We start from the raw sequence: 13,275 nt of genomic DNA, 5'->3' as shown, positions 1-13,275 counted from the left end.
GCCGCGTGCGGCCCTCGCGCCGCGTGCGGCCCTCGCGCCGCGTGCGGCCCTCGCGCCGCGTGCGGCCCTCGCGCCGCGTGCGGCCCTCGCGCCGCGTGCGGCCCTCGCGCCGCGTACGTCCCTCGCGCCGTGTTCGCCCCCTGCGTCCGCCTCCGCCCCCTGTGCAGGCGCGCGGCCCGCAAATCCTCAGCACCTCCACATAATCCCAGGTCAGTGGGGTCGCGCAGGGGTGTCGTGCGGCCTTTTCCGCCCCTGCGTCGTACGTGGTTCAGCGGGGACTCAGTTCGGTGCAGCAGGGTGATCCGGCAGGGAGCCCACACCGGGTGGGCCCATGGACGAAGGGAGCCGGCGACGATGACCGAGCTCGACACCGGGGACGCCGCGGCACGAGAGACCGGGCCGGAGGCCGGCCGGCACGCCCACGCGAGCCGCCGCAACTTCATGCGCAAGGTCTTCTTCGCCTCCGGCGCCACCGCGGTCGCGACGATGGGCGGCGCGGGAGCCTGGGCGGCGCTCGCCGACGACACCACCGACGCCACCGCGAGCGCGGTCCCGAGCGGCGCCCCCAGCGGCGGCCCGGGCGGCGGTGCGGGCGGCCCCGGCAACATGACGATCACCGAGGACTTCTTCGGCCTGACGACCGACGGCAAGCGGATCGACGACCTCTTCACGATCCACTCCACCGGCGTCGACACCGCCCCCGTCATCACCGCCGCGAACGCCTTCCTGGCCGGCCTCACCGACGACCAGAAGACCTCGACCCAGTTCACCGTCCACTCCACCGAGTGGCGGCTGTGGAGCAACGTCGACTCCTACGAACGCCAGGGCGTCTCCCTCGCCGACCTGACCGACGCGCAGAAGGCCCTGGGCACGGCTCTCCTCAAGGCGGCGCTGAGCGCCGACGGCCTGGAGACCACGGAGAAGATCCGCAAGATCAACCAGGCGGCCGGCGAGGCGATCGGCAACACGAACTCCTTCAACGAGGACGCCTACTACTGGACCGTGATGGGCACCCCGTCGGACAGCGAGCCCTGGGGCTTCCAGTTCGACGGCCACCACCTGGTCGTGAACTACTTCGTCCTCGGCGACCAGGTCGTCATGAGCCCCTGCTTCTGGGGCTCCGAGCCGACCTCGATGGAGATCGACGGCGAGACCGTCACCGTGTGCCACGAGGAGGTCGTCGCCGGCCTCGCCTTCATCAACTCCCTCACCACGGCGCAGCAGGCGGTCGCCATCGAGTCCTCGACCAAGTCGAACGAGTCGATGAAGGCGGGCGCCTTCTCCGACAACGCGGTGCAGGAGTACACGGGTCTGCGCGGCAACGCCCTCGACGCCGCCCAGAAGACCAAGCTCCTCGGCATCGTCGAGGCCTTCGTCGGACGCGCCAAGGCCGACGCGGCCAAGGTGAGGATGGCGGAGGTCCGCAAGTACCTCGACGACACCTACGTCACCTGGGCCGGGGGCACCGGCGACGACGACGCCTTCTACGTCCGCGTCCACAGCCCCGTGGTCTGGGTGGAGGTCGACTGCCAGGCCCCGGGCCCGCTGGCCGGTGCCTACGGCGCGCAGCAGGGCGACGGAGCGACCCAGAAGCACGTTCACTCCATCATCCGCACCCCGAACGGCAACGACTACGGCCGGGAACTGCTGCGGCAGCACTACCTGACCTCGCCGCACCACCAGTGACCGGCTGACGGCGGGCGGCGGTGCGCCACGCCCGGCGACCCTGACGACGGCTGATCCCCGGACCGGGCACCCGGTCCGGGGATCAGCCGTCGTACGCGTGGCGCGCACCGGGCCCGTGACGCGGGACGGGCCCGGTGCGCGTGGGCGGTCTACCCGGCGTCGGCGGCGAGGGCGCCGGTGAAGGTGTGCAGGCCGGGACCGGCGGTGACCTGCCCGGAGCCGGGCACGTGGACCTCGGCCTCCGTGCCCGGGGGGATCTGCACGGTGAGCGTGAAGCGGTCGCCGTGGCGCTGCCACTCCGAGCGGACCGTGCCGTGCGGGCAGTCGTGGCGGGCCGCCGCCGAGCTGAGCCCGCCGCCCGGCCGCGGGGCGATCACGAACCGGCGGTATCCGGAGGCGTCCGCGTCGGGGGCGTCCGGCAGGCGGATGCCGGCGACGTACTGGTGCAGGAAGGAGATCACCGCCCCCTTGCTGTAGTGGTTGTACGACATCTTGGGGCGCCCCTTCTCGTCGGTGCCCTGCCAGTCCTCCCAGATGGTGGTCGCCCCCTGGTCGATCATGGCGAGCCAGGAGGGGGAGGAGTCCTGGAGGAGCAGCTCGTAGGCGAGGCCGAGATGGCCGTGGTCGGCGAGCACCGGCAGCAGGAGCCCGGTGCTGAGGAAACCGGTGGTCAGGTGGGTGCCGGCGGCGCGGACCAGCGCGGCGAGCCGGTCCGCCACGGGCGCGCGCAGCTCCTCGGGGAGCAGACCGAAGGCGAGGGCGCGGACGAGGCCGGCCTGGGTGTCGGGGGTGACCCGGCCGTCGGCGGTGACGTACTCGCGCTGCCAGGCGGTGCGGGCGCCCTCGGCGAGGCGCCGGTAGCGGGCCTCGTCCTCGCCGTGGCCGAGCAGGGCGGCGGTGCGGGCCAGCAGGCCGGCCGAGCGGTGCAGGTAGGCGGTGGCCACGTCGCCGCGGTCGCGGGAGGGGTCCAGGTCCGGGGTGACGCCGGGTTCGAGCCACTCACCGAAGTGGAAGCCGGTGTCCCACAGGAACTCCTCGTGCGGCGCCGGCCGCGGGCGGGAGGCGGCCCGGTCGGGATGGCGGCGGGTCGCGGCCTGCCCGGCGGCGTAGTCGACCCAGGCGCGCATGGACGGGTACTGCTCGCGCAGCACGTCCAGGTCGCCGTAGGCGCGGTACATCTCCCACGGGACGATGACGGCGGCGTCGCCCCAGCCGGCCGAGCCGGTGGTGCCCCCCTCGAAGGAGGCGCGGCGGGCGGCCTCGTCGGCGGGGTCGGGCACGTAGTTGGGCACCCGGCCGTCGGCCCACTGGTCGGCGGCCAGGTCGCGCAGCCACTTCGCGGTGAATCCGGCGACGTCGTACAGGAAGGCGGCGGTCGGCACGAACACCTGCCAGTCGCCGGTCCAGGCGGCGCGCTCCCGCTGCGGGCAGTCCGTGGGCACGTCGCAGACGTTGCCGCGCAGGCTCCACAGGGCCGCCTCGTGCAGCCGGTCGACGCGTTCGTCGCTGCTGGAGAACCAGCCGGTGCGGGTCAGGTCGCTGTGGACGACGACGCCGGTGACGTCGTCGGCGGTCAGCGGGCCGGGGTGGCCCTCGACGCGGACGTAGCGGAAGCCGTGGGTGGTGTGGCGGGGCTCGAACACCTCGCCCGGGCGGCCGGCGGAGACGACGGTGTCGACCTGTCCGGCCGGGAGGGGGCGGTGGGTGGCGAAGTCGAAGGCGCGGATGTTGTGGGTGGTGACGTCGCCGTCTTCGTCGAGGGCCTCGCCGTGCGTCAGGGTGAGGGCGGTGCCGGCCGGTCCCAGGCCGGTCAGCCGGACCCAGCCGTTGATGTTCTGGCCCAGGTCCACCACGTGGTGCCCGGGGCGCAGCTCGGTCACCGAGACCGGCCGGATCTCCTCGACCCGGCGCACCGGCGGCGCGGTGGGGCCCGTCAGGCGGGTGAAGTCGGCGTACAGCCCGCCGTCGGCGCTCTGCGCCTTGTCCCAGAGGCTGTCGTCGAAGTCCGGTGCGTTCCAGCGCGGCTCGTGCGCGCGCAGGTCGGTGCTCTGGCCGTCCATCAGGTCGGCCGTGACGGCGCTCTCGGCGGTGCGCCAGTCGGGGCCGGTGCCGAGCGTCGTGGTGGTGCCGTCGGTGTGCGTCACCACGAGCTGGGCGAGCAGGGCGGTGCGGGTGCCGAAGCCGTCCGCCTCGCGGAGGAAGCCGTGCCGGCCGCGGAACCAGCCGTCGGACAGCACGGCCCCGAGCGCGTTGCCGCCGGCGGTGAGCAGGTCCGTCACGTCGTACGTCTGCACCTGGAGGCGGGACCGGTAGGCGGTGAAGCCGGGGGTGAGCTCCTCGTCGCCGACGCGGTGGCCGTTGAGGAAGAGCTCGTAGACGCCGTGGGCGGTGGCGTACAGGCGGGCGGAGCGCACCGCGCCGGGGAGCGCGAAGCCGTGGCGGAAGAGATGGGCCGGGCGGTGGCCGGCCGGGGCGGGCGCCGTCTCCACGGGCTCGATCCAGCGCGCCCGCCAGTCGTCCGGCTCCAGCAGACCGGTCTCCCACCAGGACGGCTCCGACCAGTCGCTCTCGCCCAGGTCGGTCCACACCTTCACCCGCCAGTCGGTGCGGGTGGCGGAGGCCGGCGCCGGACCGCCGTAGCGGACGAAGGCGGTGTCGGGGGAGGCGACCCGCCCCGAGTCCCAGTCGCCCGCCCGGACGCGGTAGGCGAGCTGGCGGGTGGCGCCTTGCGGCAGCCGCCAGGACAGGCGGGGCCTGCGCACGTGCGTACCGAGGGGGCGGCTGAGGTGTTCCACCCGCAGGCGAGTGGGACGGGGCGAGGGCACGGTCGTTCCTTCCGGTCCGGTGGGGGGTCAGGCGGTGGCCGGGGCGGTTTCCGGGGAGACGGCTTCTCCGGTGGGGCGCCGCAGCCGGGGGATGGCGAGGGAGACCAGCAGGCCGAGGCCGACGACGGCGGCCATGGCGAGGTAGGCGTTGGTGTAGGCCTGGTCCTGGTAGAAGGCCGTGCCCTGCACCACGGTGGCGTCGGCCGCGAGCACCGTGTACAGCATCTGGCTGGTCAGGGTCAGGAAGACCTGGGTCAGCAGCGAGGACATGCCGTTCGCCGCCGCCTGCTCCTCGGGGGAGACCACCGAGACGATCATGGCCTGCTGGCCGGACATCAGGATGCCGCCGCCCAGCCCCATCACCACGCCGGTGAGCACGATCTGGGTGGCGTCACGGTGGTAGAGGGCGGCCAGCACCATGCCGCCGGCCAGCAGGGCGAGTCCGAGGTACCAGACCGTGCGGGGGCTGACCTTGCGGACCGCGTGGCCGACGCCGACGCCCGCGGCGAAGGTGATCAGTCCGGCGGGGATGCCGACGACGGCGTTGTGGGTCGTGGTCCAGCCCAGTCCGTCGGAGACGTGGGGGATCGCCGGGAACAGGGCGAGGAAGATCAGGATCGTCTGCGAGGCGAAGAAGGCGGCCTGCGGGACGGAGGAGCCGATGAGGACGGTGGCCACCGGACGGCGCCGGAGCATGCGCAGGTCCAGGATCGGGGTGGTCACCTTCAGCTCCCAGCCGGCGAAGGCGGCGAGCGCGACCGCCCCGGCGGCCAGTGCCAGGAGGAACCCGGTGGAGGACCATCCCCAGTCGCCGCCCTGCCCGAGGGCGAAGACCACGAGGGCCAGACCGCCGCCGAGCAGCACGGCGCCCGGCCAGTCGAGCTTGCCGGCGGCGGCCCGGCGCGGGGTCTCCGGCACGGACAGCAGCAGGAGCATGGCGGCCACGGTCGAGCCGACCAGGAACCACAGGGCGCCGCGCCAGCCGAAGGCGTCCAGGAGCCAGCCGGACAGCAGGGGGGTGATCAGGCTGAGCACACCGACCGATCCGGCCACGGTGCCCAGGGCGACGGCCACCTTGCGCGGCGGGAAGAGGTCACGGACCGCGGCCAGCACCAGGACGGCGACCGGACCGTACATGCCGCCGATGACGCGGCCGGCGACCATCACCGGGTAGGTCGGGGCGACGACGGTGATCACGTCGCCCACCAGTCCGGCCGCCGCCAGCACGAGCATGACGCGCCGCTTGCCGTACGTCTCGCCGAGGCGCACGGCGAACGGGGTCGCGGCGATGGTGGCCAGCGTGAACGCCAGGCTGAACCAGGCGATCTGCGTGGTGTGGAAGTGCTGGGCGATCTGCGGCTGGGCGTTGGCGGCGACGATCCCCGCCACCACCAGGAGCTGACCGGGCCAGATCAGCGCGGCGAGCCGGCGCAGTTCGGGTGCGCTCCACCGCGCGGTGCCGGAGCCGGACGGCGCGGTGCCGGTGCCGGACGGCGCGGTACCGGCGGAGGCGGTGCCGGCCGGGGTGGTGCCGGCCGGGGTGGTGCCGGTCGCGCCGGTCTCGGTCGAGCCGGTCTCGGCGGCCGGGAGAACGGACGTCGGCGGCTGCGCCGGGTCGGGCGAAGTGTTCATGATCGCTCCGGGGGGAGGTCGGCGCTTCGTTACGCCGAGGTGTCCGGATGATGATGCGAAGCAAAAACCTAGCGCACTAGGTTTTTGGCCGGTGATCCATGTCACATGCGCTTCGCGCAGGTGTGCCCCCTCGGTCCTTCCGGGCGACTCCCGGCTGGCTACGGTGAGGTCCATGAGCAGCAGAACCCGAGCCCCGCGCGGCAGCTACTCGGTCGGTATCGCCCGGCGTCAGAGGATCGTGGAGGCGGCCGCGGAGCGGTTCGCCCAGGAGGGCTACCACCGCACCGCACTGTCCCGTATCGCCGAGGACGTCGGCATCACCGAAGGCGGCCTGCTGCATCACTTCCGCAGCAAGAAACACCTGCTTCTGGCCGTGATGGAGCACCGCTTCACCACGGCGGCGGAATGGTGGGCGCGCCTGCCCGACGAGACGACCGGCCCCGACGTGCTGCGCGCCATGGTGGGGGCCACCGAACGCCATGTCGCCGAACCCGGCCTCATCGAGCTGTTCGTGCTGACCTCCGCCGAGGCCGCCGATCCGACCAGTGCCGCCCACACCCTCTTCGCGGAGCGCTACCAGCGCGCGGTCGAGGAACTCGCCCACCACCTCCGGCTCGGCGTGGACCGCGGCACCCTGCTGGCGGACACCGACTGCACCGCCGTCGCCCGCGAATGCATCGCGGTCAGCGACGGGCTCCAGTTGCAGTGGGTCATCGCCAAGGGTGCCCTGGACCTGGCGGGGGCGGTACGCCTGCACGCCGACCGCATCGCCCGCACCATCACCCCCGACGGCCACGGCCTGTGAACGCGACGGCCCCGGTGCCTGTACGGCGCCGGGGTCGTCTGTGTGCGAAGGCCGTCTGCGGTACGGGGGCGGTCGTGGGCTCGCGCGCCTGACGGCCGTATACGAGTGGTGATCGGGGGCGGGGTCGGATGTCGGGCCCCTGAGAGGGGCGCCGGTGGCCCGGGTGCGCGGGCTGTGCGGCCGGCCGTACGGGCTCAGGCGAGCGGCGCGTGCCGTGCGGCCGGCCGTACGGGCTCAGGCGAGCGGCGCGTGCCGTTCCGCCGCCCGGCCGAGACGGTCCTCGATGCGTTCCAGGACGCCGATGATCGCGGCCTGTTCGTCCGCGTCCAGGTCCGCGACGACGCTGTCCTCGAGTTCCGCCCAGATCTGTCCGACCTCCTTGCGCAGTGCGAGGCTGGCGGTGGTGGGCTCGACGAGGGTGGCGCGCCGGTCGTTCTCGCAGGGGCGCCGGCGGACGAAGCCCGCGTTCTCCAGCCGCCGGACCGTACGGGTCATGGTGGCGGCGTCCGAGCCGAGCAGTCGCACGAGGTCGGTCTGACGCTGCGGACCGAGATCCCACAGCTGCATCATGACCAGTTCCTGTCCGGGGTGCAGACCCACGCGCCGCAGGAGCTGACCGGCGAGCATCCGGTGGAGGCGGGCCACCCGGAAGATCGCGTGGGTCATGGCCCCCGCCCGGACCGAGGGCGGCATCGCGGCACGGGCCGCTTCCTCGGAGGGGGTGGCGGGAGGTGTGGCGCCTGGTTCCTTCGACACGTCGTTTCGGGGCCTTCTCGCACAGATGACTGACCGGACAGGGAGAGCTTACCGCTGCCCGGCGTTGCGTGCCTTATCGTGCAATTCCCGGTATGTCTCCGGGAGTGGTGAAGGTGAAGTGATCCACGTCACGCGAAGTCAGGAATGTGGTGGGACATTTACCTGTTCGGACAAGTAATGGCGCCACAGGGTGCCGGACACCTTCTCCCACCCGAACAGGAACCCGCTCATGACCACGGCCTTCACCCCCTTCGATCTCGGCGGCGTCCGTCTGTCCAACCGCGTCGTCATGGCTCCCATGACCCGCAGCCGCGCTTACGGTCCCGGCCAGAGCCCGACCGACCTGATGGCGGCCTACTACGCGCAGCGCGCCGGTGCCGGCCTGATCATCGCCGAGGGAACCCAGCCGTCGGCGGTCGGCCAGGGCTACCCGGACACCCCCGGCATCCACTCCGCCGAGCAGATCACCGCCTGGCGCAAGGTCACCGACGCCGTGCACGCCGAGGGCGGTGCGATCTTCCTTCAGCTGATGCACTCCGGACGCATAGGCCACCCCAGCCTGACCGGCCTCACCCCGGTCGGCCCTTCCGCGGTCCCGGCGAAGGGGCAGGTCCACACGCAGGCGGGCCCGCGGGACTTCGTCACCCCGCACGCGCTGACCGAGACGGAGATCGAGGAGACGATCGCCGACTTCGCCACCGCCGCGCGCAACGCGATCGAGGCGGGCTTCGACGGCGTGGAGCTGCACGGCGCCAACGGCTACCTCATCCACCAGTTCCTTGCGCCGAACACCAACCGGCGCACCGACGCCTTCGGCGGCAGCCCCGAGCGGCGCGTCCGGTTCGCCGTCGAGACGACACGGGCCGTCGCCGAGGCCGTCGGCGCCGAGCGGGTCGGCCTGCGCGTCTCGCCCGGCAACCCCTTCAACGACATCGACGAGAGCGACCGGGCGGACGTGGAGGCCACCTACACCACCCTCGTCGACGCGCTCGCCCCGCTCGGCCTCGCCTACCTGCACCAGATGGAGGCCCCCGACGTCCGCGACCTGGTCGTGCGGCTGCGCAAGGCGTGGCCGGGCACCTTCGTCCTCAACCCCTTCACCGGCACGGAGCCCACCGGCCCCGACGCCCTGGCGCTCCTGGAGGACGGCACCGCCGACCTGATCGCCTACGGGGCCCTCTTCCTCGCCAACCCCGACCTGCCCGCCCGCCTCGCCGCCGGCGGCCCCTTCAACACCTTCGACCGCGCCACCTCCTTCGGCGGCGACCACCGCGGCTACACCGACTACCCCACCCTGGGCTGACGCCCTCCGCGGGTGCCTTCCGCTTGGGTGGGCATCCGCTCTCCTCCCGGACACCGGCGCGGCTGCCCGGCCGCACCGGTGTCCGGGAGGAGGAGGCCGCTCCGGACCTACGGGGCGTGCTCGGTGCCGGTCTCCGACAGCAGACGACCGTGGAGGGAGCGGGCCGCGGCGAGCCGGGAGGGGTCGGCGGCCGGGTCGGTGCGGGCCAGCCTCCGGCCGATCGTCACCGCCTCCTCGACGGCGGCCAGCGCCTGCCGGGTGCGCCCGGCCCGGTACAGGAAGGAACCGTAGTTCGTCAGCGCCGCCATCAGGTCGGGTTCGCCGACGCCGGAGGCGGCCGGCCTCCGGTAGAGCGCCACGGCCCGGCCGGTCAGGTCCAGGGCCGCACGCCACTCGCCGAGGCCGGCCAGGTCGACGGCCAGGTTGTCCATCGCCCCGGCGAGGAGGCCGTCGTACGCGTCGGGGTCGGCGGCCGCCAGCCTGCGGTAGATCCGTACCGCCTCCCGGCCCGCCTCGCACGCCTCCCGCGAAGGGCCCTCAGCCGCGAGTGCGTTCCCGTGGGTGACCAGCGCCTCGGCCAGGCCCGGGGCGTGGGCGGCGAAGTCGGCGGCGGCCAGCCGGCGGCGCACCTCCAGTGTCTCCCGTGCCGCGCGACGGGCCTTCCGGTCCCGGCCCAGGCGGCCGAGCCGGACGCTCCGCCACCGCAGGGCCGTGAGGACCGGCCCGGCGTGGGCGAGCAGGTCCGGCAGGCCGAGGCGCCGGGCGGCTTCGGCCGCCTCGGTCGCGGCGCGCAGGGCGTCTTCCGGCCGGTCGCTCCCGCCCAGCAGGAGCTGGAGGTTGTTCAACGAGTCGATCAGGTCGGGCAGATGGACGTCGGGCGCGGCTTCGGCGAGCCGGCGCCGCACGGTCACCGCCTCCTCGGTGACGCTCAGCGCCTCCGCGTCCTGACCGGCCCGCGACAGGTGGCTGCCCAGCGTGTGCAGCGAGGCCGCCAGCAGGCGCAGATGGCCCGGGTGGGCCCGCGCGGCTCGCCGGCCCGCGGCGACCGCCTCACGGCCGGCCGACACCGCCTCGTCCCGCCGCTCCAGCGCGGCCAACGCGTGACCCCGGTTGTGCGACGACATGGCCAGGTCGGGGAGATGAACCGCCGGATCCTCGGCCGCGAGCACGCGTCGGAGCGCCACCGCCTCCTCGGTGGCCCGCAACGACTCCTCGGGACGGCCCAGTTCGGACAGCCGGGCGCCGAGGTTGTGCCAGGACATCGCCAGATCCCCCCGGTGCGGCCCGGGCGCGCTCCGCACGAGCAGCTGCCGGATCGCCAGCCCTTCCCGGGCCCGCAGCAGGCCCTCCTCCGGCCGGCCCAGCTCGGCCAGGGTGCTGCCGAGGTTGTCCAGCGCGCCCGCGAACGAGGGGAGATGCCCCAGGGCCGCCGGATCGAGGGGCAGCAGAAGGCCGTAGCCGAGTCCCGCGACGGTCCCCGCGACCCGGGCGGCTCCGGCGGCCTCAGGTGCCTCGGGGGCCGGGAACGGCCGGTCCTCCACCAGTCCCCGGAACAGCACGGCGGCCTCCTCCTGGTGGGGGAGCGCCTCCGCGTACCGCTTCAAGTGGACGTACGCGATGCCGAGGTGGGTCAGGGAGGCGGCGAGCAGGGGGCGCGCCCCGGCCGGGGGAGCGGCCGACCGCAGCAGGTCCCGGCAGTGCCGCACCGCCTCCCGGCCCGTGGCGGCCGACTCCCGGTGCCGGCCGGCGTTCAGCAGCCGCCAGGCGAGGACGGCGTGCAGGTGCGCACGGCGGTACGGATCGTCCTCGACCTCGAGGCGGTGGGCGGTGAACCGCCGGGTGAAGGCGGCGACCGCGGTGTCCAGGTCGGTGTGCCCGCCCGGCGGCAGATGGGGCTCGACGGCCTCCAGCACGGCCGGGTCGAGCCCGGGCAGGGCCGCCAGGGCGGCCAGCGCGGCGGCGCCGGCCTCGACCGCCAGCCGGGGGACGGCCCGCAACAGGGGGTACAGACAGCGTGTCCCGACGTGCGGCCAGCGCTCGGTGGCGGCGGTCAGGAAGGTCACGGCGCGGGCGGCGGAGCCGGGCACCGGTCCGTCCCCCGCGCCGAACAGGGCGGAGGCCGCCGTGACGGCCCAGGGATCGGCGGCGAAGGCGGCGAGGCCGTGCCCGGGGAGGGAGAGGGCGAGGAAGTCCTCGGCGAGGCGGTCGGGGCAGAGCGGCTCCAGCACCGTGGCGGCGTCGGGGACGGCCGGCGGATAGCAGACGGCGTGGTCGGCCAGGGTGCGCTGCGGCTCGCCGCCCGGTTCCAGCCGGCGCAGCACCTCCACCCCCTCCTGATGGCCGACGGCCCCGGTCAGCACCGACGCGAAGACGGCTCGGGCCATCACGTCCGGCACGGTCGCGAAGGCCCGGCCCTCGGCGCGGCCCGCGTACAACTGTGTCCAGTGCCGGGACTCCCGGTCCAGCAGATGGGCGGAGAGGCCCGCCATGTCGCCGGGCGGCCGGCCACCGTGCACGGCGGTGTCGACGGCGACCAGGGCGGCCATGTGGACGGCCAGGGTCAGGCCGAAGTCGGGGTGGTCCAGGCCGCCGGGCGGGATGAGACGGGCCGGATCGGTGACGCCGTAGGCGGCGGCGAAGGCATCGCGGGCGACGGTGAACATCCGGCGCCGTGCCCCCGGTCCGGACGGCAGCGGCTCCAGGCGCCGCTCGTCGGTGGCGGCCCGCGTCCGGCTCAGCGCGGCGCGCAGCGGGGGCCAGCCGTCGGTGGTCCTCGCCAGCAGCAACACCCGGGTGAGCACCGGCTGCCGGAGCAGCGCGTTGCTGAACAGCCAGGTGAGGTGGGAGAGCGGCCAGCGGTCCGCGTAGTCGACGACCACGAGCACACCGGGGGCGTCCTCCGGCACCCGCAGGTCCCGGTGCCGGCCGGAGGAGCGGTGCACCGCGTCGTGGCCGACCGCGTGGACGACGCTCCAGCCCGCCTCCGCGCTGCGCCGGGAGAACTCGTCCGCCAGCCGTGTCTTGCCCTGACCGCCGGGCGCGTGCAGCCACCGGACGGCGGCCGAGGCGTCGGGCCGGTCGCGCCACCGGGCCAGTCCGGCCAGTTCGCGGTCCCGGCCGGTGAAGGGCACGGTGCGGAACCGGGCGTCCAGCAGACGGCTCGGCTGCGCGCGCAGCCGGCGGACGTCCTCCTCGACGGGCGCGGTGTACGCGGTCAGCGCGTAGACCGGGCCGCGGTCCTGGAAGACATGGACATCGGCGCCGAGCGCGGCGTACGCGAACCCGCTCCCGAAGATCCGCTGGCGGGGCTGGCCGGGCGGTGACGACGCGGCTGTTCCGTCGCCCGGCTCCGTCACCGACGCTCGCCGGGGCCGGCATCGGGGCCGGGGTGCGGCTCGGATGCCGGTTCACGGGCGTCGGGGGCGGGCACCGGCAGGGGGGCCGGGGCGTGTTCGGGGCCGGTCGGGTGCACATGGACGTCGCCGCCCAGCGAGGCGTAGACCCGGCCGTTGTCGTGCGCGGTGTTGGTCTGCGTCCACCGCGGGGACGCGCCGGTCCCGCCCGCCCGCGCTTCGGCGACCAGTTCGCCCAGGGCCTGCCGGGCATCGGCCTGGTGGGCCAGCAGAGCCTCCAATTGCAGGCGCCACACCGGAAGCAGGGCCGCACGGACCCGCTCGTCGTCCTCCGCCCCCGCCACGAGGGCGTTGTTGCCGTCGAGCTGCGCGGCGACGGCCCGCTGCTCGTCCGGATCGCGGTGGAACAGGGCGATCACCCGGTCGCGCGTGGCCTGCCAGGCGTCGGTCGCCATGGCCCCCACCACGGCGGTACCGCCGGCCAGGGCGAGCGCCGCCGCCGCTGCTTCCAGCATCGCGTCTCCTTGTCACTGTCCGGTGAGGCTACGACCGTAGCGACCATGACGCGGTGTGTCCCGGGATTCGGTAGGCAGGACCGCGCTCGCGACGGCATACGGCGGCACCACCCGGCCACGCCGCCCCGCCTCTCCGCGCAGCGTCCTGTCCCTCCTGCCCGAGTTCCGGCGCCCCGTCCAAGCCGCGCGGTGCCCGCCCCTACGGGGTGCCCCGCCCCCGCGCGGCGTCGGAATGCCCCGGCCGCCGCGGAGCGCGCCGTTCGGGCAGGCCGGCTAGGTGCGCGCCCGTACCGGTCACCGCACACGTCGGGGCCACGCCCCGCGCGCCCGGCACGATGCCACGACGCGCCTGCTCGCATGCCGGCAGTACGTCCTCGGCCGCGGCCGGGCATGATCCCCC

The 13,275-nt window shown here is 74.6% G+C and carries 8 protein-coding genes; 3 read left to right on the top strand and 5 right to left on the bottom strand.

Features of this window, described 5'->3' with window-relative positions:
- The first annotated feature begins 354 nt into the window (after positions 1–354).
- Positions 355–1,686: a DUF3500 domain-containing protein gene (locus ACFYWQ_RS23120; RefSeq protein ID WP_389518754.1), complete on the top strand. Its 1,332-nt coding sequence runs from the start codon at positions 355–357 to the stop codon at positions 1,684–1,686.
- Positions 1,687–1,835: 149 nt separating this feature from the next.
- On the opposite strand, the gene ACFYWQ_RS23115 is transcribed toward ACFYWQ_RS23120, so the two are convergent.
- Together ACFYWQ_RS23115 and ACFYWQ_RS23110 are read right to left on the bottom strand one after the other, a co-directional pair.
- Positions 1,836–4,511: a family 78 glycoside hydrolase catalytic domain gene (locus ACFYWQ_RS23115; protein ID WP_389518753.1), complete on the bottom strand. Its 2,676-nt coding sequence runs from the start codon at positions 4,509–4,511 to the stop codon at positions 1,836–1,838.
- Between the two features lie 27 nt (positions 4,512–4,538).
- Positions 4,539–6,143, bottom strand: coding sequence for an MFS transporter (locus tag ACFYWQ_RS23110; RefSeq protein WP_389518752.1), 1,605 nt, complete (start codon positions 6,141–6,143; stop codon positions 4,539–4,541).
- A gap of 172 nt (positions 6,144–6,315) precedes the next feature.
- Here ACFYWQ_RS23110 and ACFYWQ_RS23105 point away from each other — a divergent pair, with 172 nt between their 5' ends.
- On the top strand, positions 6,316–6,948 hold the full coding sequence (locus tag ACFYWQ_RS23105; RefSeq protein WP_389518751.1) for a TetR/AcrR family transcriptional regulator: 633 nt from the start codon (positions 6,316–6,318) through the stop codon (positions 6,946–6,948).
- Between the two features lie 234 nt (positions 6,949–7,182).
- Here the strand turns inward: ACFYWQ_RS23105 and ACFYWQ_RS23100 are convergent, their stop codons facing one another.
- Positions 7,183–7,641: a MarR family winged helix-turn-helix transcriptional regulator gene (locus ACFYWQ_RS23100; protein ID WP_389518832.1), complete on the bottom strand. Its 459-nt coding sequence runs from the start codon at positions 7,639–7,641 to the stop codon at positions 7,183–7,185.
- A 292-nt stretch (positions 7,642–7,933) separates the two neighbouring features.
- On the opposite strand from ACFYWQ_RS23100, the gene ACFYWQ_RS23095 reads away from it, so the two are divergent.
- Positions 7,934–9,007: an alkene reductase gene (locus ACFYWQ_RS23095; RefSeq protein ID WP_389518750.1), complete on the top strand. Its 1,074-nt coding sequence runs from the start codon at positions 7,934–7,936 to the stop codon at positions 9,005–9,007.
- 107 nt (positions 9,008–9,114) lie between these two features.
- On the opposite strand, the gene ACFYWQ_RS23090 is transcribed toward ACFYWQ_RS23095, so the two are convergent.
- On the bottom strand, positions 9,115–12,363 hold the full coding sequence (locus tag ACFYWQ_RS23090; RefSeq protein WP_389518749.1) for a tetratricopeptide repeat protein: 3,249 nt from the start codon (positions 12,361–12,363) through the stop codon (positions 9,115–9,117).
- Positions 12,360–12,875 (bottom strand): hypothetical protein, encoded by a 516-nt coding sequence (locus ACFYWQ_RS23085; RefSeq protein WP_389518748.1) that lies wholly within the window; start codon positions 12,873–12,875, stop codon positions 12,360–12,362. Before ACFYWQ_RS23085 ends, ACFYWQ_RS23090 begins: the two co-directional genes overlap by 4 nt.
- Between the last annotated feature and the right edge of the window lie 400 nt (positions 12,876–13,275).

This window comes from Streptomyces sp. NPDC003247 (assembly GCF_042888135.1).
Lineage (GTDB): Bacteria > Actinomycetota > Actinomycetes > Streptomycetales > Streptomycetaceae > Streptomyces.
This window is presented reverse-complemented; position numbering and strand designations above follow the sequence as displayed.

Bases quoted from the DNA above. Each gene is read 5' to 3' on its own strand.
- ACFYWQ_RS23120 (WP_389518754.1), top strand. From the start codon at position 355: ATGACCGAGCTCGACACCGGGGACGCCGCGGCACGAGAGACCGGGCCG.
- ACFYWQ_RS23110 (WP_389518752.1), bottom strand. From the start codon at position 6,143: ATGAACACTTCGCCCGACCCGGCGCAGCCGCCGACGTCCGTTCTCCCG.
- ACFYWQ_RS23105 (WP_389518751.1), top strand. From the start codon at position 6,316: ATGAGCAGCAGAACCCGAGCCCCGCGCGGCAGCTACTCGGTCGGTATC.
- ACFYWQ_RS23100 (WP_389518832.1), bottom strand. From the start codon at position 7,641: ATGCCGCCCTCGGTCCGGGCGGGGGCCATGACCCACGCGATCTTCCGG.
- ACFYWQ_RS23095 (WP_389518750.1), top strand. From the start codon at position 7,934: ATGACCACGGCCTTCACCCCCTTCGATCTCGGCGGCGTCCGTCTGTCC.
- ACFYWQ_RS23085 (WP_389518748.1), bottom strand. From the start codon at position 12,875: ATGCTGGAAGCAGCGGCGGCGGCGCTCGCCCTGGCCGGCGGTACCGCC.